The sequence below is a fragment of the Arthrobacter sp. zg-Y179 genome (assembly GCF_020907345.1).
In the GTDB taxonomy this organism is placed as follows: domain Bacteria; phylum Actinomycetota; class Actinomycetes; order Actinomycetales; family Micrococcaceae; genus Arthrobacter_B; species Arthrobacter_B jinronghuae.
In genome coordinates this window covers 375,137-398,387 of record NZ_JAJJOB010000005.1, presented here as the reverse complement: position 1 = coordinate 398,387, position 23,251 = coordinate 375,137, and the positions used below count along the sequence as shown (strand labels likewise).

24 protein-coding genes are annotated in these 23,251 nt (G+C 65.2%); 14 read left to right on the top strand and 10 right to left on the bottom strand.

The window, feature by feature from the left end:
• The first annotated feature begins 68 nt into the window (after window positions 1-68).
• Entirely contained in the window at window positions 69-860 is a 792-nt protein-coding gene (locus tag LOC56_RS05050) for a carbohydrate ABC transporter permease (RefSeq protein ID WP_229951513.1), read from the top strand.
• 37 nt (window positions 861-897) lie between these two features.
• Here the strand turns inward: LOC56_RS05050 and LOC56_RS05045 are convergent, their stop codons facing one another.
• Entirely contained in the window at window positions 898-1,371 is a 474-nt protein-coding gene (locus LOC56_RS05045; protein ID WP_229951064.1) for a VOC family protein, read from the bottom strand.
• Window positions 1,372-1,839: 468 nt separating this feature from the next.
• On the opposite strand from LOC56_RS05045, the gene LOC56_RS05040 reads away from it, so the two are divergent.
• Window positions 1,840-2,544 carry a hypothetical protein gene (locus tag LOC56_RS05040; protein WP_229951062.1) on the top strand — a complete coding sequence of 235 codons (705 nt, stop codon included), beginning with the start codon at window positions 1,840-1,842 and terminating at the stop codon, window positions 2,542-2,544.
• Between the two features lie 162 nt (window positions 2,545-2,706).
• A complete protein-coding gene (locus tag LOC56_RS05035; RefSeq protein ID WP_229951060.1) occupies window positions 2,707-3,189 on the top strand; it encodes a nucleoside deaminase in 483 nt (160 codons plus the stop codon).
• Window positions 3,190-3,222: 33 nt separating this feature from the next.
• On the opposite strand, the gene LOC56_RS05030 is transcribed toward LOC56_RS05035, so the two are convergent.
• On the bottom strand, window positions 3,223-3,747 hold the full coding sequence (locus tag LOC56_RS05030) for a GNAT family N-acetyltransferase (RefSeq protein WP_229951058.1): 525 nt from the start codon (window positions 3,745-3,747) through the stop codon (window positions 3,223-3,225).
• Window positions 3,748-3,872: 125 nt separating this feature from the next.
• Between LOC56_RS05030 and rlmN the strand changes: the two genes are divergently transcribed.
• Window positions 3,873-5,129 carry a 23S rRNA (adenine(2503)-C(2))-methyltransferase RlmN gene (gene rlmN, locus LOC56_RS05025; protein WP_229951057.1) on the top strand — a complete coding sequence of 419 codons (1,257 nt, stop codon included), beginning with the start codon at window positions 3,873-3,875 and terminating at the stop codon, window positions 5,127-5,129.
• Between the two features lie 99 nt (window positions 5,130-5,228).
• Here the strand turns inward: rlmN and purB are convergent, their stop codons facing one another.
• Window positions 5,229-6,644, bottom strand: coding sequence for an adenylosuccinate lyase (gene purB, locus LOC56_RS05020; protein WP_229951056.1), 1,416 nt, complete (start codon window positions 6,642-6,644; stop codon window positions 5,229-5,231).
• A gap of 298 nt (window positions 6,645-6,942) precedes the next feature.
• Between purB and LOC56_RS05015 the strand changes: the two genes are divergently transcribed.
• The gene (locus LOC56_RS05015) at window positions 6,943-7,194 is read left to right on the top strand and encodes a hypothetical protein (RefSeq protein WP_229951055.1); all 252 of its coding nucleotides are present in this window, start codon (window positions 6,943-6,945) and stop codon (window positions 7,192-7,194) included.
• Window positions 7,195-7,196: 2 nt separating this feature from the next.
• A complete protein-coding gene (locus tag LOC56_RS05010) occupies window positions 7,197-8,561 on the top strand; it encodes a WXG100 family type VII secretion target (RefSeq protein ID WP_229951053.1) in 1,365 nt (454 codons plus the stop codon).
• Here LOC56_RS05010 and LOC56_RS05005 read toward each other — a convergent pair.
• A complete protein-coding gene (locus LOC56_RS05005) occupies window positions 8,558-8,983 on the bottom strand; it encodes a phage holin family protein (RefSeq protein ID WP_229951051.1) in 426 nt (141 codons plus the stop codon). The two genes, LOC56_RS05010 and LOC56_RS05005, sit on opposite strands and share 4 nt — an antisense overlap.
• A gap of 41 nt (window positions 8,984-9,024) precedes the next feature.
• Between LOC56_RS05005 and LOC56_RS05000 the strand changes: the two genes are divergently transcribed.
• The 4 genes from LOC56_RS05000 (at window position 9,025) to LOC56_RS04985 (ending at window position 14,009) form a co-directional block, all read left to right on the top strand.
• On the top strand, window positions 9,025-10,164 hold the full coding sequence (locus LOC56_RS05000; protein ID WP_229951050.1) for a histidinol-phosphate transaminase: 1,140 nt from the start codon (window positions 9,025-9,027) through the stop codon (window positions 10,162-10,164).
• Between the two features lie 143 nt (window positions 10,165-10,307).
• Window positions 10,308-11,531, top strand: coding sequence for a pyruvate dehydrogenase (acetyl-transferring) E1 component subunit alpha (gene pdhA / locus LOC56_RS04995; RefSeq protein WP_442860064.1), 1,224 nt, complete (start codon window positions 10,308-10,310; stop codon window positions 11,529-11,531).
• Window positions 11,528-12,505: an alpha-ketoacid dehydrogenase subunit beta gene (locus tag LOC56_RS04990; protein ID WP_229951049.1), complete on the top strand. Its 978-nt coding sequence runs from the start codon at window positions 11,528-11,530 to the stop codon at window positions 12,503-12,505. The genes pdhA and LOC56_RS04990 overlap by 4 nt, the downstream gene beginning before the upstream one ends.
• 46 nt (window positions 12,506-12,551) lie before the next feature.
• Window positions 12,552-14,009, top strand: a complete 1,458-nt coding sequence (locus LOC56_RS04985; protein WP_229951047.1) for a dihydrolipoamide acetyltransferase family protein — start codon at window positions 12,552-12,554, stop codon at window positions 14,007-14,009.
• A gap of 23 nt (window positions 14,010-14,032) precedes the next feature.
• Here LOC56_RS04985 and LOC56_RS04980 read toward each other — a convergent pair whose 3' ends face one another.
• Window positions 14,033-15,328 carry an aminotransferase-like domain-containing protein gene (locus LOC56_RS04980; protein ID WP_229951044.1) on the bottom strand — a complete coding sequence of 432 codons (1,296 nt, stop codon included), beginning with the start codon at window positions 15,326-15,328 and terminating at the stop codon, window positions 14,033-14,035.
• 74 nt (window positions 15,329-15,402) lie between these two features.
• On the bottom strand, window positions 15,403-16,371 hold the full coding sequence (locus LOC56_RS04975; protein ID WP_229951043.1) for a helix-turn-helix transcriptional regulator: 969 nt from the start codon (window positions 16,369-16,371) through the stop codon (window positions 15,403-15,405).
• Between the two features lie 475 nt (window positions 16,372-16,846).
• Between LOC56_RS04975 and LOC56_RS04970 the strand changes: the two genes are divergently transcribed.
• Together LOC56_RS04970 and LOC56_RS04965 are read left to right on the top strand one after the other, a co-directional pair.
• Complete coding sequence (locus LOC56_RS04970) at window positions 16,847-17,806, top strand: lantibiotic dehydratase C-terminal domain-containing protein (protein ID WP_229951041.1); 960 nt, start codon at window positions 16,847-16,849, stop codon at window positions 17,804-17,806.
• A 31-nt stretch (window positions 17,807-17,837) separates the two neighbouring features.
• A complete protein-coding gene (locus LOC56_RS04965) occupies window positions 17,838-18,026 on the top strand; it encodes a hypothetical protein (RefSeq protein WP_229951040.1) in 189 nt (62 codons plus the stop codon).
• 61 nt (window positions 18,027-18,087) lie between these two features.
• Here the strand turns inward: LOC56_RS04965 and LOC56_RS04960 are convergent, their stop codons facing one another.
• Window positions 18,088-18,648 carry an NAD(P)H-dependent oxidoreductase gene (locus LOC56_RS04960; RefSeq protein WP_229951511.1) on the bottom strand — a complete coding sequence of 187 codons (561 nt, stop codon included), beginning with the start codon at window positions 18,646-18,648 and terminating at the stop codon, window positions 18,088-18,090.
• Between the two features lie 112 nt (window positions 18,649-18,760).
• On the opposite strand from LOC56_RS04960, the gene LOC56_RS04955 reads away from it, so the two are divergent.
• Window positions 18,761-19,408: a TetR/AcrR family transcriptional regulator gene (locus tag LOC56_RS04955; RefSeq protein WP_229951038.1), complete on the top strand. Its 648-nt coding sequence runs from the start codon at window positions 18,761-18,763 to the stop codon at window positions 19,406-19,408.
• Here the strand turns inward: LOC56_RS04955 and LOC56_RS04950 are convergent.
• Window positions 19,353-19,844 carry a hypothetical protein gene (locus LOC56_RS04950; RefSeq protein WP_229951037.1) on the bottom strand — a complete coding sequence of 164 codons (492 nt, stop codon included), beginning with the start codon at window positions 19,842-19,844 and terminating at the stop codon, window positions 19,353-19,355. The two genes, LOC56_RS04955 and LOC56_RS04950, sit on opposite strands and share 56 nt — an antisense overlap.
• Before the next feature lie 317 nt (window positions 19,845-20,161).
• Here LOC56_RS04950 and LOC56_RS04945 point away from each other — a divergent pair, with 317 nt between their 5' ends.
• Window positions 20,162-21,499 (top strand): MFS transporter, encoded by a 1,338-nt coding sequence (locus tag LOC56_RS04945; protein WP_229951035.1) that lies wholly within the window; start codon window positions 20,162-20,164, stop codon window positions 21,497-21,499.
• Between the two features lie 48 nt (window positions 21,500-21,547).
• Here LOC56_RS04945 and ald read toward each other — a convergent pair whose 3' ends face one another.
• Both ald and LOC56_RS04935 read right to left on the bottom strand, forming a co-directional pair.
• Window positions 21,548-22,666 (bottom strand): alanine dehydrogenase, encoded by a 1,119-nt coding sequence (gene ald, locus LOC56_RS04940; RefSeq protein ID WP_229951033.1) that lies wholly within the window; start codon window positions 22,664-22,666, stop codon window positions 21,548-21,550.
• Window positions 22,667-22,794: 128 nt separating this feature from the next.
• Window positions 22,795-23,250 carry a helix-turn-helix domain-containing protein gene (locus LOC56_RS04935; RefSeq protein ID WP_229951031.1) on the bottom strand — a complete coding sequence of 152 codons (456 nt, stop codon included), beginning with the start codon at window positions 23,248-23,250 and terminating at the stop codon, window positions 22,795-22,797.
• Window position 23,251: the final 1 nt, after the last annotated feature.

Here is a 23,251-nt window from a genome sequence, read left to right as displayed (position 1 = left end):
CAGGAGAGCAGACTCCCGCTACGGCAGGCGCTGTCCGGAAACCCGCCCGGAAGTTCAACTCCGCACCAATTCTCACCACGGTGACCTGGGTGCTTGCCCTGGTCTTCTTCTCTCCGGTGCTCTGGATGGTGCTGACCTCCTTCAAGCAGGAGTCCGCTGCCGCATCAGACCCTCCGGTGTTCTTCTTCGCCCCCACGCTGGACCAGTACCGGGCCGTGTTGGACAGCGGGGCCGGCAGCTATTTCATCAATTCGGCGATCGCCACCGGCGTCTCCACTATCCTCGTGATCCTCCTGGCGGTGCCGGCCTCCTATGCCCTGAGTATCCGGCCGGTGAAGAAGACCTCGGACGTGCTGTTCTTCTTTATCTCCACCCGCATGCTGCCCGTTGTCGCGGTCATCATGCCGATCTACGTGATAGCCGGCCAGCTGAAAGTACTGGACAACGTGTGGACGCTGGTGGTCCTGTACACCTCAATGAACCTGCCCATCGCCGTGTGGATGATGCGCTCGTTCTTCCTGGAGGTGCCCGGGGAGGTGCTTGAGGCGGCGCAGATGGACGGAGCCGGGCTCATGAAAACCCTCTGGCGGGTCTTGATGCCCATGGTCGCACCGGGCCTTGCCGCGACGGCCTTGATCTGCGTGATCTTCGCCTGGAACGAGTTCTTCTTCGCACTCATCCTCACCGCGGGCCAATCGGCTACGGTTCCGGTCTTCCTGGTGTCCCAGATGACCAGCGAAGGCCTGTTCCTGGCGCAGCTCTCGGCGGCGTCCGTGCTGGCTTCGCTGCCGGTCGTCATTGCCGGCTGGGTGGCGCAGAAGCAACTGGTCCGCGGCCTGTCCATGGGCGCGGTCAAGTAGTCGGCCCACGCTTTGGCCGGGCCGCATTCCGGTCCGGTCAAAGCGCGGAGTTCTGCTCCTGCACCGTCGCGTTGGAGGACACTTCGAAGGTCCGCTCGGGCGGCTCCACATTGGCGGGATCCATCCACATGAACTCCCAGACGTGTCCGTCCGGGTCGGTGGCCGAGCCGCTGTACATTCCGGGCATGCGTTCCTCTGCCGGAGCGTAGAGGGCACCCCCGCCGGAGGTGCAGGCGGCCAGGAAACGGTCCACTTCGTCCCTGCTGTCGCAGCTGATGCCGTTCAGCACTTCCTTGCCGGCGGAAGCAAGGTGCGGTGTGTCCCCTTCGGGCAGGAACTCCTGGTAATAGTCCTGCTGCAGCAGCATCACCACAATGCTGTCCGAGACGACAATGGCTGTGGTGCGTTCATCGCTGAACTGCGGATTCTTGGTGAATCCGAGACCCAGATAGAAGTTCTCTGCGGTCTTCAGGTTTGCCACCGGCAGGTTGGGGAAAATCATGCGTTCCATGACGGGTCCTTTTAGGAAGCCCGCGGGCGCGCATCGTGGCGGAGAGCCCACGGGGAATGTGCGGGTAACACGCTGTTCCTTCACACTCCCACTGCCCGCCGCTGCTGACAACGGGTAGCCGGGAACCCCTGCGGCCGGTAGCCGGCCTGGCTCCAGTGTGTCTATACCTCCACAGCTGCATTGCTATGGCTCCTTGTCCCCAGATGAGGAAGCTGAGAATCTTCCACCTTTATCCGCTGGCTAGAGTGCCGTGCAACCAAGGGAGAAACCATGACGGACAGACAAGAGCCCGGGGCGGAAGGCAGCCCCGGGTCCGGACATAGGCAGCAGGAACCCGTGCCCCCGGCTTATCCACCCTTCGGGCCGCCTTCCCATCCGCCGCAGGGTCACCCCGAGAAGGGCCGGTGGAAGTTGCTTACCTCAGCAGCAACGGCAGTCCTGGTCGCCGGCACCGGGATCCTCATAGGAGTGAGTCTCGGCACTGAACAGGCGGAAGGGCAGGTCAAGCAGGTACCGCCTGCTGAGGCTGCCTCTCCGCTCCCGGAGACGCCGTCCGCGGGTCTCGACCCGGACCCGAGCGTCTGCGGCCTGACGGGCTTCGACACGGAGGGCAGGCTTATCTCATCGGCACCCGAGGCATCGTGGAGCTATCAGGGTGGTCTGGCCTATCCCGCGTCTCCCACTGCGGGCCCGGCCATGACGGCACCTTCCGGGTATCGGTACTGTTTCCAGCACACTCCCGAAGGTGCGGTGTTCGCCGCAGCCAATGCAATGGTGAACGGCACAACGGATGATCCCGGAATGATGGAGGCATGGCTGGACTATGTGTTGGCCGACGGCCGGTACCGCGATGAACTCGTGCAGACCAACTCGACTCCCGATCCACCGGAGTCCTCCGGAGGCGTCAGCATTGTTGGCTTTCGGCTGCTTTCCTACACCGCCCGCGAGGCACGCGTGGAAGTGGCATATATCGCCACGGGAGGGTTCACCTACCTGTATGGAGCGGTTACCTACACGTTGGTGTGGCAGGACGGTGACTGGCTGCTAGGGACAGATTCCGAGGACACTATCCAGTACCGCCGGATCTATGACAGGAGTGGATTCGTCGTCTGGGTCGACCCGGCCAAGGTAACCCGTTACACAATGCCGCCTCGGTTCGAGGGGACGCCCTAGCCGGTTGCACCGTCCTAGCTGCCCCGGCCCGGCGGCGCCGTGCCACCGAATATGACCAGCCCATATTCGTCCGCACAGCAATAACTGCTAGTCTCACTGCTGCGAAGGCGGGCCGGGCATTTCCGGCTATCTACCTGGCATAAGCGGACCAAGGGAGAAGCCATGAGCAGCACGTCGGACGACATTTACCTGGCCCAGGCCATTCGTCTTGCCACCGAGAACGTGGCCAACGACGGCGGACCGTTCGGCGCCGTCGTCGTGACCGCCGAAGGTGCCGCGTTTGAGGGCGTGAACCGGGTGACAGCGAACAACGATCCCACCGCACACGCCGAAGTAACGGCCATCCGCAACGCGTGCGCCACGCTGGGCACGTTCGATCTCACGGGTGCGGTGCTCTACACCAGCTGCGAACCGTGCCCCATGTGCCTGGCGTCCTCGCTCTGGGCCCGCGTGGACCGCGTGGTTTTCGCGGCGGACCGGCACGACGCCGCCAGCGCGGGGTTCGATGACGCCGTCTTCTACGAGTACTTCGAAACACCGGTGGAGCAGCGTTCCATGCAGGTTGCCCAGCTGGCCGTGGAAGGCACCCCGGCGATGGCCCCGTTCGATGCCTGGACCGCGGCGTCGGAACGGATCGACTACTAGGCCCGTCCGGCGCTCGCAGCCGGCCCGGGTCACCTAGAACCGGTGCTCCAGCGCGGCGCCGATGGTTTTGGAATAACAGGTAGACCCGTCGGAGGCGATGTACGGGCCGAAGTTCGGCACCACCCGGTAACCGGCATTCTCGTAAAAGCGGTGGCCGTCCGGCTGGGCGGAGCCTGCCTCTGCAGTGAGGACCGCGAATCCCATCTGCTTCGCGCGCGCCTCCAAGGCCCCGAGGACCGCTGTCGCCACTCCTGAACCGCGCGCATACGGCAGGACATACACACGCTTGATCTCCGCCGTCGTGGTATCCAGCCGCCGAAGCCCGCCGCAGCCCAGCGGCTGGCCCGTACTGCGCTCATAGGCAATGAGGAAAACTGCGGAATCGCCGGCGCGGGGCGGGTTGGGATCGTGTTCCATCGTGCCGTAACGGGCGTCCAGTTCGGCCTGCTGGGCCTCGCGCAGGTCAGCGCCCACGGGGTTGCTCCACGGCACTTCGCGGATCCGCAGGTGCGGGGTGGAGTAGGGACGGAATCCGGAAAAGGGTCGCAAATCCGACATGCTGCCTCCAGCGTCAGGGGTAGTGCTTCCACGCTAGGAGCCCGGCGTTTCACCCGTGTTTCGGCCGTGTGCCGTCCCGGCAAAAGGAATGTTCCGGATATGCGAATCGTGCGAGAATAGTAGCGATGTCAACTGTCGATTCTTCCCCTGATCAAAACTCCGCCAAAAAGCAGCGCCGTGTCCGCTCGGTTCCCACCGCCACCGGACCTCAGGTCCGTCCCGCCACGGAGGGTTGGGAGCAGGCCAAGGAACCCGACGGCCGCCCGCTGCTGCAGTTCAAGTCGCCGCGCGTGTCCCAGCCGCCGGCCCATTTGGCCGATATGACGCTGGCCGAACGCCAGGAGAAGCTGAAATCCCTGGGCCTGCCCGCGTTCCGCGCGAAGCAGCTGTCGGTGCACTACTTCCAGCACTACACCACTGACCCCGAAGCCATGAGCGACCTCCCGAAGGAACGCCGTGACGAGCTGGTGGGCGAAATGTTCCCCACGCTGCTCACCGAGATCAAGCGCCTGACCACGGACAACGGCGACACAATCAAGTTCCTGTGGCGGCTCTTCGACGGCTCCCTAGTCGAGTCCGTGCTGATGCGCTACCCGGGCCGTATCACCCTGTGCGTCTCCAGCCAGTGCGGTTGCGGCATGAACTGCCCGTTCTGCGCCACCGGCCAGGCCGGCCTGACCCGCAACATGTCCACCGCGGAAATCCTGGACCAGATTGTCCAGGCCAACCGGGTGATCAAGGAAGGCGGGCTCGGCGGCAAGCGGCGCGACGGCGGCCACGACGCCGAGCGCGTGACCAACATTGTCTTTATGGGCATGGGTGAGCCGCTCGCTAACTACAAGCGCGTGATGAACGCCGTGCACCGGATGGCCGCCGAGGTTCCCGAAGGCCTGGGCATGAGTGCCCGCAACATCACCGTCTCCACCGTGGGCCTGGTGCCGGCTATCAAGAAGCTCGCCGAGGAGAACATCCCGGTCACCTTCGCGCTGAGCCTGCACGCGCCGGACGACGAGCTGCGCGACGAGCTGATCCCGGTCAACAGCCGGTGGAAGGTGGACGAGGCCCTGGACGCCGCGTACAACTACTACCGCGTCACCGGCCGCCGCGTCTCCATCGAATACGCGCTGATCAAGGACATGAACGACCACGCCTGGCGTGCGGACCTGCTGGCCAAGAAGCTCAACGCCCGCGGCCGCGGCTGGGTGCACGTGAACCCGATTCCGCTGAACCCCACGCCCGGTTCCATCTGGACGTCGCCGGAGCCCGACGTCATCCAGGAGTTCATCAACCACCTGATCGACGCCGGCATCCCCACCACCATCCGGGATACCCGCGGCAAGGAAATCGACGGCGCCTGCGGCCAGCTCGCCGCGGCGGACTAGCCGCGGGATTTCGGTAACTTAACTACTTAACGACGACGGCGGGAGGTCGGGCTGCGAGCCCGGCTCCCGCCGTCGTCGTTTTGGTTTTAAGCGGGCAGCCTACCTGAGGTGGTCCACCAGGGTGTCCGCAATACCCGTGTACTTTGCCGGGGTGAGGGCCTGCAGACGGGCTTCGGCCTCCGCGGGAAGGCCAAGGCCGGCAATGAATTCCTTCATCCGCTCGGCATCCACGCGGTGGCCGCGGGTGAGGTCCTTGAGCCGTTCGTAGGGGTTTTCCATGCCCTCAACGCCGGCTACGGCTTCGGCGCGCATCACCATCTGGATCGCTTCCCCGAGCACCTCCCAGTTGGAGTCCAGGTCTTCGGCCAGGACCTGCTCGGCGACGTGCAGCCGCTGGAGCCCCTTGGCGACGTTGGAAACGGCGAGCACCGAGTGTCCGAAGGCCACACCGATGTTGCGCTGCGAGGAGGAGTCGGTGAGGTCGCGCTGCCAGCGGGAGGTGACCAGGGTGGAAGCCAGGGTGTCCAGCAGGCCGTTGGAGATTTCGAGGTTTGCTTCGGCGTTCTCGAAGCGGATCGGATTGACCTTGTGCGGCATGGTGGAGGAGCCGGTGGCACCTTCCACCGGGACCTGCGCGAAGTAGCCAATGGAGATGTAGCTCCAGACGTCCGTGCAGAAGTTGTGCAGGATCCGGTTGAAGCGGGCGATGTCTGCGTAAAGCTCGGCCTGCCAGTCGTGGGATTCGATCTGCGTGGTCAGCGGATTCCAGGCCAGGCCCAGGCCTTCCACGAAGCTGCGCGCCACCTGCTGCCAGTCGGTCTGCGGAGCCGCGGCATAGTGTGCTGCGTAGGTGCCGGTGGCGCCGTTGATCTTGCCCAGGAACTCAGTGTTGCGGATCCGGCGCAGCTGGCGTGTGAGGCGGTGGACGGTGACGGCCAGTTCCTTGCCCAGGGTGGTGGGAGTGGCCGGCTGTCCGTGCGTCCGGGACAGCATGGGTACGGTGCGGGTGTCCTCCGCCATCGCGGCGATCTGGTCCACCAGGTCCTGCGCGGCCGGCAGCCAGACGTTCTCGACGGCGCCCTTGATGCCGAGCGCGTAGGAAAGGTTGTTGATGTCTTCGGACGTGCAGCCGAAATGCACGAGGCTCTTCAGGTTCTCGAGGCCGAGGGCCGGAAGCCGATCGGCGATGTAGTACTCGACGGCCTTGACGTCGTGGACGGTGCGCTTTTCAATTTCGCCCAGCTCGTCCACGGAGTTGCCGTCGAAGCTCGTGACGATTTCGCGCAGCCGGCTCTGCTGGTCTTCCGTAAGCGGCGCAGTGCCCGGCAGGACGGCGTTGGAAGTCAGGTGAATCAGCCATTCCACTTCCACATGGGTCCGGTCCCGGTTCAGGGCGGCTTCGGACAGGTAGTCCACCAGCGGCGCGGTGGCGCTGCGGTAGCGGCCGTCCAGCGGGCCCAAGGCGATAGCGGGAGTTACGGAAGCGAGGGAGACACGGGGTTCGGATTCGGCCATGCGGTAATTCTTTCATGCCGGTGCAGCGACGTTGGTGTGTGACTCATCGCTGCTCGGCATGTTCGCCTGGGCGGACCACTGTCCCTCAACAGCCAGGGGTCGAAGGGAACGGGTCCTCCGTGTTTCCACCGGGGGTGCCCGGGACGCATCGGTCAGGTGACAGGCCCGGCACCCTTGACGGACCGGCGTCGTTCTTGTGGGTTGCCGTCCGGACCCCTGCTGACCCGGCCCTGTATCCGGAAACCCCGGCCAGGGGCCACACCGGATGGAGACAATCCGTCACCCGAGGGAGGAATTGATGGACCAAATGGCTGCTGCAGCGTTCGCCGCGGAGACGCAGCGGTTGCTTCTGGCGTTTGCCGTGGAAACCGACGAGCTCGAGCGCGAGGTTGCTGACTCCGCAGTTGTCCAGTGGGAGTCCCCCGCGGCAGACGCGTTCCGGCATGAGCTCCTTGCAGTAGCGCAGGGGGTCCCCGACATTTCATTGCAGCTTCGGTCAGCTGCGGGCGAGCTGCAGCAGGACCCGCTCATGTTGGCTGTGGGGAGCTGACCATGGCGGAGATAGGAACCTGCGACGGGCGGATGTACGAGGTGCGGGGAGGGGCCGCAGGCCTTCTGGTCCAGTACGAGGACCTGGTCCGGATTGCCGGCAGGCTGGAATCGACGACGGATCGCCTGCGGCTGCTTGGGCAGAGGGTGACGGAGCTTTGGCTGGAGGTCGGGGCCGTAAGCGGCGGCTCGGCGTCGGCTGACCGGGTGCGGTTGCGGATGCAGGAGGCCGCGCACGCCTTGAGGAGTTCCGCTTCCGCCGTCGATGCCCTTACGGACGGGGTCCGGGAGAGCGCCCGTGCCTATGCTGAAGCCGAAGGGCAAATCAAGGCGCGGCTGCCTTATTTCTTACTTCTTCCCCCGTATCCCTGGGTCGAGGGGTTCCCTCCTCTGCGTCAGGCGGAAACGGTCCTTGCCGATCCTGCCGCCGAAAACTTGATGCGCGCTGCCCTGCTCCTGCTTTACGGCGCGGGGAGGGGGAAGCTGCGGCCAGTGGAGGTATCGGAGCTGCCAGGCGAACAAGGCCACGTACGCCTGGACGGAACTGCTGCCGGCCTGCTGGAGCGGTCGGAGGCACTGTTGCGGGAAAACAGGCCAGGCGTGATCGAAGTCCTGCCGATCACGGTGAGCGACGGAAAGAAGACATTCGTTGTCACTCTTCCCGGTACGCAGAGCCCCGGGATTTCCCCCGGAAGCGAGAATCCGTTCGATGCCATGGGCGTCTTCGAACCGACCCTGAAAGACAGTTCCTACGTTGCGGCGGGGGTGCAGGAAGCCCTGCGGCTGGCCGGGGCTGAAGCGGAGGACGCCGTCATTCTTTGCGGCTACAGTCAGGGCGGCGACCACGCCACCCGCGTTGCCGCGCACCTGGCGGAGGAAAGCGACTACAACGTGGCGTTCCTGCTGACCGCAGGCAGCCACACGGGAGCTGCCGATCTACCCCCGGGTATCCCCGCACTGCACCTGGAGCATGTGCAGGACTGGGTGCCCGCGATCGATGGCATCCCCAATCCTGATACACCGGACCGGGTCACCATGACCCTGACAAATCCGGTGGCCACGCCGGAGGGGGAGGACGCCGGTTTGGGTCCCGGGCACCGGCTGGACAATTACCGTCGGGGTGCCGCGCTCGCAGACGCCAGTGATGATGCTTCGCTGCGGGCGTCGGTGGCATCCCTCGGTGCCGCTGTTGCAGCCGGAACCGTTGCAACCAGGCACCTGTACCGTCTCTCCCGGGAAGAACTGCCGCAGCGGGAAGTGAGGGTTGTGCCGAGACCTTCGCCGGGTCCGAGGGAGGGCTACCGGCCCCCGGTCGGCCCTGGCTTCCAGCGGACCGAAGCCGATTCACGTCCTGTTTCGAGCGGCTAGTTATGGCTCCCGCTCCGGCTTCGCTTGCGGCTCCCGGTGACCGTGTCCAGAACCAGCGACACGAGGCTGATGACAACAGCGCCCAGAATGGCGGTCCAGAAGAAGGAATCAACCTCGAAGCGGATGGGTGTGTAGCTGCTGAGCCAGGAGGTGAGCTCGAGCATGGCGGCATTGATGACTATGCGGAACAACCCAAGGGTCAGGATGGCCAGCGGCAAGGTCAGCCCCTGTGCGATGGGGCGGACCAGGGCGTTCACCACGCCGAAAATCAGGCCCACGAAAAGATACGCGAGCACCGTATCGATAACCGGATCGCCGCTGAGGCTCCCCGTCGGCGCGCTCACTGTGAGGCCAGGCAAAAGCCAACCGGCCACCCAGAGGGCGACAGCGTTCAAGACTATCCGCAGCAACAGAGAGAACATGCCCCCATGCTGGCAGAAAATGGACCATTACTGTTAACGCCATGACCACTACCGAGAATGACACCGACGCAGCTGAAGTTCCCGCACCCGGCATCGCCCCACGGCCCGTTATCGGGAAGCTGCCCCAATACGCCGCGGGCAAGCCGCCGGTGGTTGTAGAAGGACTCCAGAGCTACAAACTTTCTTCCAATGAGAACCCGTTTCCGCCGCTGCCGGCCGTGCTGGATGCGATAAACGAGGCCGCAACGGTGAACCGCTATCCGGATCCGCTTTCCACTGCGCTGCGCAATGAACTCTCCACCTTCCTGGACGTTCCCGCGGAAGACATCGTTACCGGCGGCGGCAGCTTGGGAGCACTAAACCAGCTGCTCGCCACCTTTGCCGGACAGAACCCGGACGGAGCAGCGGACGAGGTTATCTACCCCTGGCGCTCCTTTGAGGCATACCCCATCAGCGTCGGCCTGGCCGGCGCCCGGAGCGTCCAGGTGCCGCTGAACCCCGACGGCACGCACAACCTGGCGGCCATGGCCGACGCAGTCACTGAACGGACCAAGGTGATTCTGCTGTGCACCCCCAACAACCCGACCGGTCCGGTCCTGACGACAGCACAGGTAGAGGACTTCCTCCGGCGGATCCCCACCCACATCATTGTGGTCATCGATGAAGCCTATGAGGATTTCGTGCGGGACGAGGATGCCGTCGACGGCGTCGAAATGTACCGCAGGCACCCCAACGTAGTGGTGCTGAGGACCTTCTCCAAGGGTGCAGGACTGGCCGGACTGCGCGTGGGCTACTCCATTGCGCACGCGCCGATCACTCAGCACCTCCGGGTGGCGGCTGTCCCGTTTGCGGTGTCCACCATCGCCGAACAGGCTGCCGTGGCCTCTCTCCGGCACCACGACCAAATTGTGGAGAGAATACAAGGACTCGTTGCCGAACGGACCCGTGTTGTGGAGGGGCTGGAAGCGCTGGGATGGTCCATTCCGGCTGCGCAGGGGAACTTCGTATGGCTGGCCCTGGGAGAGCACACCCCCGAGTTTGCAGCTCTGGCAGGGCAGCAGGCACTGGCGGTTAGGGCCTTCGGCAACGAAGGTGTGAGGGTGACCATCGGTGAAGAGGAAGCAAACACGCGGTTCCTGGCGTTATGTGCGACTTATACAAAAGGCCCACGCGTTTCCTAGCGTGTCTTAGGTAGGGACGGAAGCCGCGCCGTCGTTAGGCTTTGGAAGGTAACTTCCACTTATATGCGACGCCGGGAATGTATTCCCTGCGAAGTATATTTCCAGCGCGGTGCGGCTTTCGGCTGTCCAGGCAAGGAGAAGGCATGGACGTAGGACATTTGCCGGCCAGTGAGTTCGACTCGGCCGGACTCGAGCAATCCCTCATGGGCGCTCCGGAGGAAAACCCTGTCCCGGACATGGTCCAGCTGCTCAGCATCGACGGCGAGCTTCTGCAGGACGACACCTACGGCAGCTACATCCAGGGCCTGACTTCCGAGGAACTCCGCGGTTTCTACCGGGACATGTTCCTGGTCCGCCGGTTCGATGAAGAAGCCACTGCGCTTCAGCGCCAGGGCGAACTGGTGATGTGGGTTCCGCTCACCGGCCAGGAAGGCGCGCAGATCGGTTCCGGCAGGGCCCTGAAGCCGCAGGATTACGTATTCCCCACCTACCGGGAACACGGCGTCGCCTACACCCGGGGCCTGGAACTCGCCCAGCTGCTCCGGCGCTTCCGCGGCATCTCCCACGGAGGCTGGGACCCCCGCGAGGCCAACTTCCACCTCTACACGCTGGTGCTGGCCGCCCAGGTGCCGCACGCCGTCGGCTATGCGATGGGAATGGCCCGCGACCGGCTGGTCGACCCCAAGCTGCCCGAAGCAGCCACTGTGGCGTACTTCGGCGACGGGGCGAGCTCCGAAGGCGACGTGCATGAAGGCATGGTCTTTGCCGCGTCCTACAACGCACCGGTGGTCTTCTTCTGCCAGAACAACCACTGGGCCATCTCCGTGCCCACCGAAGTCCAGTCACGGATCCCCCTGGCCAACCGGGCACAGGGCTACGGCTTCCCGGGAGTGCGCGTTGACGGCAACGACGTCCTGGCCGTCCACGCGGTGACGCGCTGGGCGCTGGAACACGCCCGTTCGGGCGGCGGACCGGTGCTCATCGAGGCCTTCACCTACCGGATGAGTGCGCATACGACGGCGGACGATCCCACCAAATACCGTCTTAGCGCCGACGAAGAAGCCTGGCTGGACCGGGACCCGCTGCTGCGGATGGAAAAGTACCTGCGCGGCCAGGGCCTGGCCGATGATGCGTTCTTTGAGGAACTCCGCGAGGAAGGCCGCAACATGGCCGTCCGGCTCCGCGAGAACGTCCAGCAGATGGAGGCGCCGGGCTTTGAAGACGCCTTCGCCGACGTCTACGCAGAGGCCCATCCGTTGATCCGCGAAGAGCTGGATGAACATCGCCGGTACGAAGCCGGATTTGCCGGCGCCGACGACGCCGACCCCGCCACCACCAACCCCGCTGCCCGGGAGCACACCGCATGAGCACCACCATGACCATGGCCAAGGCCATCAACGCCGGTCTGCGCGCAGCCCTCGAAAACCACCCGAACTCCCTGCTGATGGGCGAGGACATCGGCTCCCTCGGCGGCGTCTACCGGGTCACCGAGGGCCTGAAGGCCGACTTCGGTGCGGACCGCGTTATGGACACGCCGCTGGCCGAATCCGGAATCATCGGCACCGCCATCGGCCTGGCCCTGCGCGGCTATCTGCCCGTCTGTGAAATCCAGTTCGACGGGTTCGTCTTCCCCGGCTTCAACCAGATCACCACCCAGCTGGCGAAAATGCATTCCCGCAGCGAGGGCGCGCTCAGCGCCCCCGTGGTCATCCGGATCCCGTACGGCGGCGGCATCGGCTCCATTGAGCACCATTCGGAATCACCCGAAGCGCTCTTTGCCCACACTGCAGGGCTGCGCATCATCACGCCGTCGAACCCGCAGGACGCCTACTGGATGATCCAGCAGGCCGTGGCCTGCAAGGACCCGGTCATCGTCTTTGAACCCAAGCGCCGTTACTGGCTCAAGGGCGACGTCGACACCACCGCACCGACGTCGGATCCGTTCTCTGCCCATATTGTCCGCGAAGGAACCGACGCGACCATCGTTGCCTACGGGCCGCTGGTCCCCGTCGCCCTGGCTGCAGCAGCGGCGGCCGAGGAGGACGGACGGTCCGTCGAGGTGGTGGACCTGCGGTCCATTTCGCCGATCGACTTCGACACCGTGACCGAGTCCGTGCGCAAGACGGGACGGCTGATTGTCACCCACGAGGCACCCACCTTCGGCGGGATCGGCGGCGAGATTGCCGCACGCGTGGCCGAACGCGCCTTCCTGTCCCTGGAAGCTCCGGTGCTTCGCGTAGGTGGCTTCCACATGCCCTACCCGGTAGCGAAGGTCGAGGAACATTACCTGCCGGACATCGACCGCCTGCTCGAGGCGCTGGACCGCTCCTTCGCCTACTGATGAGCCTGCCCGCCCGCCTACACCCCATGACGAAGAACGAGTTGCAATGACTGAAAAGACATTCCGCCTGCCGGACGTGGGCGAAGGCCTGACCGAAGCCGATATCGTGCAGTGGAAGGTTTCGCCGGGGGACACGGTTGCCGTCAATGACGTGATCGTGGAAATCGAAACTGCGAAGTCCCTGGTGGAACTTCCCTCCCCGTACGCCGGCACGGTTTCTTCCCTGATGGTTGCGGAAGGCGAAACGGTCGACGTCGGCACGCCCATCATCAGCGTGACGGTCGACGACGGCGCCGGGGCGAAGGTGCCGGCGTCGGCAGGCGGGCCTGCAGCCGCCGTGCCGGAAGAGGTTCCCGCGGCACCGGATTCCACACTGTCCGCAGCGGCAGGGGAAGCTCCGGCGGCCTCGCTGACCGGCACCGGTCCCAAGCCGGACGCGGTGCGGCGCCGCCCGCGTCGCCCCGTGTCGCCGGGTGCGGCAGCGGCCCCGGAACCAGCCGCAGCACCGGCGCCGGCAGCGCCGGCACCCGCTGCTCCACCGGCACCCGCTGCTCCCGCAGCACCGGCTCCGGCTCCTGCCCCGGCGTCGTCCGGAACCGCTGCAGTCCAGGACCGGGTCAACCGGCTGATCCAGCGCGTGCTGGCCAAACCGCCGGTACGCAAGGCGGCCAAGGACCTGGGCATCAACCTGGCGGACGTCACCGCCACCGGAGCGAGCGGCGAGGTGACCAAGCAGGACCTGATCAGCTACCAGGCCCAGCGTGAAGCAGAGCGCGAGTCGGCCGGGGATTTCTGGTCCCCGGGTGCCGCGGATGCGCGGATCGAGCGGATCCCCGTCAGGGGAGTGCGCCGTGCCACCGCAAAGGCCATGGTGGAAAGTGCCTTCAGTGCACCCCACGTCAGCATCTTCGTCGACGTGGATGCGTCCCGGACCATGGAGTTCGTGAAGCGGCTGAAGGCGGCCAAGGACTTTGAAGGCATCCGGGTTTCACCGCTGCTGATCCTGGCGAAGGCCGTGATCTGGGCGGCCGCACGGAACCCGTCCGTGAACGCCACCTGGGCCGGCGACGAGATCCTGGTGAAGCACTTCATGAATCTCGGTATTGCGGCGGCCACCCCGCGGGGCCTGATGGTGCCCAACATCAAGGATGCGCAGGAACTCTCCCTGAAAGAGCTCGCCATCGCCCTCAACACCCTGGCGTCGACGGCCCGCGAGGGCCGGACTCCGCCGGCCGATATGCGCGGCGGCACGCTGACCGTCACCAACATCGGTTCGCTGGGCATCGACACGGGCACCCCGATCATCAATCCCGGCGAGGTGGCGATCGTGGCATTCGGCACCATCAAGCAGAAGCCCTGGGTGGTCGACGGCGAGGTGGTACCGCGCTGGATCACCACCCTGGGCGGTTCCTTTGACCACCGCGTGGTCGACGGCGACCTGTCGGCCCGCTTCATGGCGGACGTCGCTTCAATCCTGGAAGAGCCGGCCCTGCTCCTGGATTAGGCTTTGCGCACTGACACGGGTGCTTAGCGGACCTTTACGGCGGCGACGGCGGCACTCAGGATCGGTGCGAGCCGACGCACGCCCTCGGCAATGTCCTCGGAGGAGACAGCGCTGAAGGCCAGCCGGAGCTTGTTCGAGGCGCCCTCGCCGGGCGTGAACGCGGCGCCCGGGATGAAGACCGTCCCGGCGTCGATCGCTTCATAGAGCAGGGGATAGGTGTCCACACCCTCGGGCAGCGTCACCCAGATGAAGAATCCGCCGTCCGGCCGGGTCCACGTGACGCCTTCGGGCATGTGTTCATCCAGTGCGGCCAGCATCGAGGAACAACGCTCGGCGTAGAGGCTGCGGGAACTGCGCACGTGGCCCATCCAGTCGTACTCGCGCAGGTATGCGGAGACCAGCATCTGGGTCAACGGCGAGGGGCAGAGGACCACTGCCTCGCAGGCGAGGTAGAACCGCCGGTAAAGGTGGCGGGGGACCAGCGCCCAGCCGAGCCGGACTCCGGGGGCGAAGATCTTGGAGAACGAGCCCAGATACAGCACGTCCTGGGCGTTCCCTGCCCGCATCGGGGCCAGGGGTTCGCCGTCGAACCGGAGAAGGCCGTAGGGGTTGTCCTCCAGGATCAGGATGTTGTTCCGCCGGCAGATTTCCACTACCGCCTGCCGGCGCCCGGCGGTCAGGGTGACGCCGCTGGGATTGTTGAAGCTCGGGATCGTGTAAAGCAGCTTGATGGTTTTACCTTCGGCGCGCACCTCGCGGATCCGCTGCTCGAGGGCCTCCGGGACGAGGCCGCCGTCGTCCATTGGAACGGTGCGTACGTCCACCTCGTAGGCCTCAAAGGCATTCAGCGCCCCTACGTAAGTGGGGTCCTCGCAGAGGATGACATCGCCCGGATCGCAGAAGACCTTGGCTGCAACGTCCTGCGCGGACTGCGAACCGGTGGTGATGACGATGTCCGCCGGATCGGCGTCGAGGATGCCCTCCGCGGCCATGACTTCGCATGCCTGCGTGCGCAGCTCTTCCATGCCCTGCCCGCCGCCGTACTGCAGCGCCTCCAGCCCGTGCTCGGCAATAATGCGCTGGGCGGTCCGGCCAAGTTCTTCCAGGGGGAGTGACCGCAGATAGGGACTCCCGCCTGCCAGGGAAATCAGGCCCGGACGGATGGAAATGTCGAAGACATCCCGTACCGCGGACTGCTTGATGTGGAAGGCGCGGTTGGAGAACAGCACCTCGTGGCGGTGGGAGCCGGCGGCACGTTCCAAAGCAGCCATGGTGTCAACGGGCAGTTCTACGGCATCGGAGAATTCCTCGCGGGTCATGCCTCTAATGCTAACCCCGATAGTTGACCGTCAGGCAACGGCTGTTTAGTACACCAAGCCCGCCCGCGGAGCCTTTAGATCCAGCCGGCCTTGTGGGCCTTGATCCCGGCCTGGAACCGGCTCTCGGCGCCCAACTCCTCCAGCATCCAGGCAATGTGGCGGCGGCAGGTCCGCACACTGATGCCAACCCGTCGGGCAATGGCTTCATCCGAGTAACCGGAGGCCAGCGCCGTGAGGACGGACCGCTGCGTGCTGGTGAGTCCCTCCCTGCCGGGATTGTCAGTCAGGAACGGCTCCGCCAGGCCCCACGCAAACTCGAAGAGCAACCCGAAAATGCGGATCAGGTTGGTATCCCGCACCACCAGCCCGGCAACGTCGCCGGGGTGCAGATCGCGGGCCACAACCGCCACTTTGTCATCGAAAATCAGGGTTCTCAGCGGCATGTAGGGAAGGGTGCGGAACTCCCCTCCTGCCTGGGTAATAACTTCCACGGCCTTGCGGGTGGGTACATGGTCCCGCGTGCTTGCGTGGTACAGCGTTTGCCTACGAACGCCGCCGCGCAGGAGATCCAGATCCTTCTGCACGCTTTCCTCATGGATGTCTGCGTTGGCGCCCTGCCCCGGCCGGGCGATCAGGACACGGTCGGTGGCGCTGCGCCCATACTCGATCAGTACCCGCTGGACTTTCTCCTGGTCCTCGACCACCTCCACCGACGAATCGGCGGCCAGCCGCTTGCGTGCCTCGACGTAGGCAGGGGTCAATGCGGCCATTTCCCGGCGGCGGTTGCTGATTCTTCCGCGCAGTTCCAGCAGCGCCCTTTCATCCGGGTCCACCAGTTCTGCGAGGGCAACATCAGGGGAAACCGCGGTGTAGCTTGGGCAGCCCGTGTTCTGCTGCAGCAGGAGGCAGCTTGCAGTCAGTTCGGATATGGCACCATCGATCACCTTGCTGGTGTACCCCAATGCCTCGGAAGCCTCCTTCGCCGTCCACCCCGGACGACTTACGGCAAAGCGGTAAACGTCGAGCGAAACCTGAGACAGCACGGCGAATCCTTTCAAAGCATCAGCTGTAGCCCCCACCGCTACCCTACCCAGCCGGCGCGGTTTCCGGGCCGCACGTGACAAAAGTGTTTTGTGTCCGCAACACACTTTGGAATTCAGGACATGGCCGGTTAATGCCAGCGACGGCGGCCCGGAGCTCCTGCCGCGGAAAACCCTCAGGTCGTGGCGCATTCCGAGGCGGCTGCAGCCGGGGGTCAGAAACCGGGAGGGTCCACATCCGGACATGTCAGGAACCGGGCATCGGAGGCTATTTACAGGCCGTGCAACGGCGGGGGAAGCTTTCGGAGTCAAATCAAGGCGCCGGCTGAGCATCAGCCCAAAGACCCAAGGGGGATAGCGATCATGAAGAGCTGGGATTGGTTCTAACTGAGGGCCCCCAAGGGGCCAAAGGCAAGTAACTAGAACACTGCAAAGGCCGCCCAGTGGCGGTAACCGCACCCCGAGGGGAAAGAAACATATGAGCCAGCTAGCTGCAGTTCGACCAGCCTCACGGACGCAACCGAGCACTCATTGGTGGTCGCTCTCCATTCATACCGGGGGCTTTGATGTAGCGGACGGCATCATCGGAGAACTGGTTACCCCGCTGGCGGCTCAGGCCCAGGTTCTGGGCTCGCAGCGCTGGTATTTCACGCGGTGCTCGGATCCGGCTAACGCACACGTAAAACTCCGGGTGCTCGCACCTACGAGTACATTGGACCGGCTGCAGTCTCTGTTGGTGGCCCTGCAGGACCAGTCAAGCGGTGTCATCGGGCACCTGGAAACCAGCCAGCAGTTCAGCGAGCCGGCTACGGACCGGCTCAGCCCGGGCGGCGGTGAGCCGCAGGACCCCCGTATTGAAGCGGACCTCGCGAAATACGGCGGCGTGGAGGGGCTTTCCCTCGCGGAAGAGGTTTTTGAGCTTTCTTCGGATCTGGCGAGTTGGGCCACGGCGCGCTTCCCCAAGGTCCAGAACCGCTGGGCGCTTGGATCGCTCCTGCTGTTCGATGCGGCCCGGAGCATGATGAAAGGTCCCCGGGCATCAGCGTGGCCGGACCGGCGCCGTCTCTCCTGGGACTACTACTGGGACAGCCACCTGCGCAGCTGCACGGCAGGGTTCGGTCCCCGGGCCGCCGGTGTGCGGCAGGCCATGATGGTCCAGGTTGGCGCGAAGGTCATGCCGACCCATCGGCTGATGGCAGCAACGGCAGCGGAATCCGCCGTCGAAAACTGGCGGCGGCGCTGGTTCCGGGGCATTGACACGTATTTGTACCGGGCGGACAAGGCCCGGCTGAGCCGAAGCGCCCAGCACCTGACGGTCTACCAGGCACACATGCTTCTGAACCGCCTGGGCCTGAGCCTCCGCGAGGAAGCGGCCATGGGATTGTACGCACGGACCTGGAGTCCGGAACGGGAATCAGTTCTGCTCGATAAGCGCTGAACCTGCGCACTATGGGAAGGGGGCCCATCCGGTGGCCGATCATGAAGAAGTAGTGGTAGCGGACGCGCAGGAACTCGGCTCGGTCCTTGGTTGCTCGGAAGACGTCTTGGCTGATCTGCAGAACAGCGGGGTCCTCGCGCCCTACGGTGAAGCCTGGAACGTCGGCCCGGCGCGTGAATACCTGAGGGACGCGGCCTGGGCGGACGAGGTCTGGTACTAGAAGGACACTGAACGCAGAAGAGGGACGGACCAGTGACGGTCCGTCCCTCTTTTCTGTCTGCCTAGGCTACGGAGACAGAGGCCTCCGCGAGAACGCGGACGGCCTCGCCGAGCTGGGCAACGGTGTCCGGATCATCCTGCGGGTGGATACCGTCGTAGCGCGTCACGGATCCGCCGATGGCGAGGCGAACTTCCTCGACCACGCGGGCGCCGGCGATGCCGACCGACTTGCGTGCGTCGTCCTGCGCCCAAACACCGCCGTACTGGCCGAAGGCAGAGCCGATGACGGCGGTGGGCATGCCGGAGATGGCGCCGGCGCCGAAGGGGCGGGACAGCCAGTCAATGGCGTTCTTCAGCACGGCGGGCATGGTGCCGTTGTATTCGGGGCTGATCAGCAGCAGGCCGTCGGAAGCAGCGGCCGCGTTACGCAGGGCCTGTGCTGCTTCGGGGACGAGCCCCTCTACATCGATGTCCTCGTTGTAGAACGGAATGTCGCCCAACCCCTCAAAGAGCTTCACCTCGACGCCTTCCGGAGCGCCGGCGGCGGCGGCTTCAGCGAGCTGGCGGTTGATGGAACCGGCGCGGAGGCTGCCGACGAGGGTCAGGATGGTGGTGCTCAAAATTGGAACTCCTGTCTTGGCCGTGCCGCTTATGGGGCACGGGCACGGATTCTTCTTCACGACTTTAAGCGGACTACAGTCCGATTTTATTCCCCACGGCGCTACACTGGCCCGCATGAGCGGGAGAGGACCATCACAAGCCGGTATCCGGGTGGATGCCGCCCGGAACCACCACCGCCTGCTCGAAGCAGCTTTGGAACTCGTTGCAGCCGGCGGTGCCGACGCCCTGACGATGGATGATCTTGCCGAGCGCGCACACGTGGGCAAGGGGACGGTATTCCGGCGATTCGGCTCCCGCGCCGGCTTGATGCAGGCGCTTCTGGACCATGCCGAGCAGGGTTTCCGGACCGCCTACCTGTTCGGTCCGCCCCCGTTGGGGCCAGGGGCGCCGCCCAGGGACCGGCTGCTTGCCTTCGGCCTGGCACGGTTGGCATCGCTGAACGTGACTGGCGAGCTGGCCCGGGCGGCCGACGTCGATCCCCGGACCCGCTACCAGCATCCGTCCCGGAGCTTTGCACGCCGGCACCTCGACGGGCTGCTCCGCCTGACCGGCACGGTTTCGGACCCGGAACTTGCCGCCTACCAGTTGATGGCCTTCCTGGATGCAGGCCTGCTTCTCCACCTGCGCGGTGAGGAAGGTATGGGCCTGCCCCGCCTGGAGAAGGGCTGGGAGGAGTTGGTGGGCGCGTTCGCCCCGCCCAGCAAGCTCAGGGTTTCTTCTGCGTCCCGCCCTCGGGCTGCTCGAGCCCAAGCGAGGAGATGAGGGAGCTCAGCGCCTGCCGGAGTTCCTGGCTGTCATCTACGTCCAGGGTCGCTTCCGCCTGGGCGAGATCTGCGCACTCCATGGCCTTGAGGCCTGCGTCGGTAACCGACCAGATCCCGGACTCGTCCCGGGCGGAGTATCCGGAGGACTGGAGCTGCAGCAGGTGGACTCTTGTAGCCGTTGAGGACTGGCCGGTCGCCTTGGCCAGCTCAGCTTCCGTAGCTGCCGCTGAGGCAAGGCATCCAAGCAGGTGAAAGCTGCCCTGGTTCAGGCCGAACCGGTCCAGTGCGCTGTCTGAGGCGATGTGTTTTACATGGGCAGCTGCCGAGAGGAGACGGGGGAAATAGCCCGGTGTCGTGGCGGCCTCGGAACCGGATGCCGGGGTGGGGCCGGCGGGGACGTGCGAAGCTGCTTCTTCGTCGCGGGCGGTAGTCACGCTGCCGCCCCCAATCCGCGGGAGCTGACGGAAAAGCCTGTAACCGTGGTCTTGGGGGCGCTTAGGAAAAAGGTGTCGCGGGGGCAGACGTGGCGAAACGGCACTGGTTCCTCGGAGGTGATAAAGGTTGGGTGCGGCTGGCAGACAGCCTGTGGCCACGTCTTGACCAATCGTCATCTTATTGTGAAGTATCCATGCCGGACAAACGGGATCGGGAGTTCACCGGGGGTTGTCCGGCCGGTGCCGGGTCCGTAACGATTTCGACGTCCCGCGACATGGAATCCTTTAGTGACGCAGTTCTCAGTTAGCTTTGTTTGGTGCAAATCAAGGAACGGATCGAAGATTCGCGGATGAGCCCGCGGCAGGTGGCTATTATCGCCATTTGCACCACCCTTTACATGATCGACGGCTTCGATGTCCTGGTCATGGCCTTCAGCGCCAGCCATGTGGCCGAAGAGTGGGGGTTGAACGGCGCGCAGCTGGGCTACCTGCTCAGCGCCGCACTGGTGGGCATGGCGGTCGGATCCATCTTCGTCTCGACGGTCTCGGACATTATCGGTCGGCAGAAGACGCTGCTGATCGGAGTCTGCATTGTCGCCGCAGGCATGCTGGCCTCCTACTTTGCCCCGAACTATGCGGTGCTGCTGATTCTCCGCCTCCTGACGGGCGTGGCCATTGGAACGCTCCAGTCCACCATCAGTGTCTTCGCCTCCGAGTTCTCCAATGCCAAGCGCCGATCCACCGCCCTGTCCCTCGTCAGCATCGGGCAGCCAATCGGCGGCGTCCTCGGCGGCCTGATCAGCGGCGTTTTGATCAGCCAATACGGCTGGCGTTCGGCCTTCCTGTTCGGCGCCGTCGTCACCATCCTGATGATTCCGCTGGTGATGAAGGTATTCCCGGAATCGGTCGACTACCTGTTGACCCGCCGGCCGGCAGGCGCACTGGAACGTGTCAACCGGAGCCTGCGGGCCATCCGGCAGCCCGCCGTGGATGTGCTGCCGGAATCCGTGTTCGCGGAGGAGCAGGCCAAATCCCGTTTTGCGGACGTCCTTACCGGCTACAACGCCCGCCGAACCATCCTGCTGGCCCTGGCCTACTTTGTCCTTATGGCGAGCTTCTACTTCGCGAACTCCTGGACCCCCCGGCTGATTGCGGAAAGCGGTTTCACCGCCCAGGACGGCATCAACGCAGGAGTGCTTTTCAGCGTCGGGGCAATTGTCGGCGGCGTCCTGCTGGGCCTGCTAGGCGCACGCTTCCCCATGCGCAAGGTCCTGGCCGTGTTCTTCGTGATCGGTGCCGCCACGTTCGTCGTGTTCGCCAACTCGACCAACGGTTCGCTTGGCTGGGCCCTGTTCGCGGCGGCGCTGGTAGGGTTCGGCTCCAATGCGCCCATCGCCGGCATGTTGGCGATCAGCCCCACCTACTACACGAGTGAGGTCCGCGGCACGGCACTGGGGCTGGTGATCGGCATGGGCCGCATCGGCGCCATCATCTCGCCGATCCTGGCCGGTACCCTGATGGACGGCGGCTGGACGCCCGGTGACCTGTACTTCCTGTTCGTTATCCCGATGGCACTGGGTGCCGTCATCATTTCCATGCTCGGCCAGCCGGTCCTTCGCGAACCCAGCCCCAAGGCTGCCGCACCGGTTCACTGACTGCCGCCGTCCGGTCCGCTGCCGCCGCGGACCGGACGGTCTGAAACGCTAGGAAGTCACCAGATCCGGCCATTCCGAGGCCAGCTCCAGCCCGTGGGCCGCAGAGACCGATGCGTGGGTGACCCGGCCTCCGGCGACATTGAGCCCGTGGGCGAGGTCCGGGTACTTCTCAAAGGCGCCGGCCACTCCGAGGCCGGCCAGCGCCACTGCGTACGGCAGCGTCACGTTGGTCAACGCGTAGGTGGACGTATTCGGAACCGCACCGGGCATGTTGGCCACGCAGTAAAACAGGGAGCCGTGCACGCGGAAGGTCGGATCTTCGTGCGTGGTGGGATGGCTGTCTTCAAAGCAGCCACCCTGGTCCACCGCGATGTCCACCAGCACGCTTCCCGGTTTCATCCGCGAAACCATGTCATTGGTGACCAGCTTCGGGGCGCGGGCCCCGGGGATCAGTACCGAGCCGATGACCAGATCCGCGTCCACGATGGCCCGTTCGATCTCGAAGGAATTGGAGGCCACGGTCTTGATCCGGCCTGCGTACAGCTCATCGAGTTCCCGCAGCCGGTCAATATTGATGTCCAGGACCGTGACGTCGGCATGGGCGCCGACGGCCGCCGCTGCCGCGTTGGTCCCGGCCACGCCGGCCCCCAACACCACTACCTTGGCCGGCCGGACGCCCGGCACGCCTCCGAGCAGCAGCCCGGGGCCGCCGGCGGGAGCCATCAGGGACTGCGCCCCCACCTGGACCGAAAGCCGTCCGGCCACTTCGGACATGGGGGCCAGCAGGGGGAGGGTGCGGCCGCGCTGCACGGTCTCGTAGGCAATGGCGGTGACGCCGCTGTCCAGCAGGGCGGCGGTCAGTTCCGGCTCCGCGGCCAGGTGCAGGTACGTGAAGAGAATCAGGCCAGGCCGGAAATGCCGGTATTCGGAGGCAACGGGCTCCTTGACCTTGAGGATCATAGCGGCCCGGGACCAGACGTCGTCGGCTGAGTCCAGGATCTGCGCTCCGGCAGCGGTATATTCCGCGTCGGTAATATTTGAGCCGGTGCCGGCACCGCTCTGTACCAGCACCTGGTGTCCGTGGGCGCGCAGTTCGTGCACGCCCGAAGCTGTAATTGCTACGCGGAATTCATTGTTCTTGATTTCCTTGGGGATACCGATGATCACAGTATTGCTCCGTCAGTAGGGTCAGCCGGCGGGGTGTCCGCCGACACATCCCCAGCATAGGTCCCCTGCCGCGCGGCCGGGCAGGGGGCACCGGGAGCCGGTTTTCCTCCGCCGGCTGGCTGCCGAAATCAGGAGCCGGTGTTGTCCGCGCCGCTCCCCGCTTCCCCCGCAGCTTTGGCTGCTCTCGCGGCCTGCTGCGATTCGAGCCAGGCCTGGACGTCTTCCATCCGGATCCGGCGGTGTGAGCCGCGGTATTGGACCGGGATAATCCCGGCATCCGTCAGGTTGCGCAGGTAGGTGTGGGAGATGCCCGCCGCGGCGGCCGCCTGGGAAGTGGTCAGCAGGGGCACCGGTCCGGCCGGAAGCGGTGGATCCACCGGCGCGGCAGGCTCCGAGGACACCGTCACGGGGGCGCCCGCGGCAAGTCGGGACAGCAGGTCCAGCACAGCGTCCCGGGCGGCGTCGGGCAGCCGCAGCGCCGTGCCGTCCACGAAGACGGTGACGTCGCCGGCAGCCAGCGCGCGCTTCAGCGCAAGGGTGTCTTTGTCCGGCAGCGCCGGTACGGTCCTGGAACTCTTACTCATG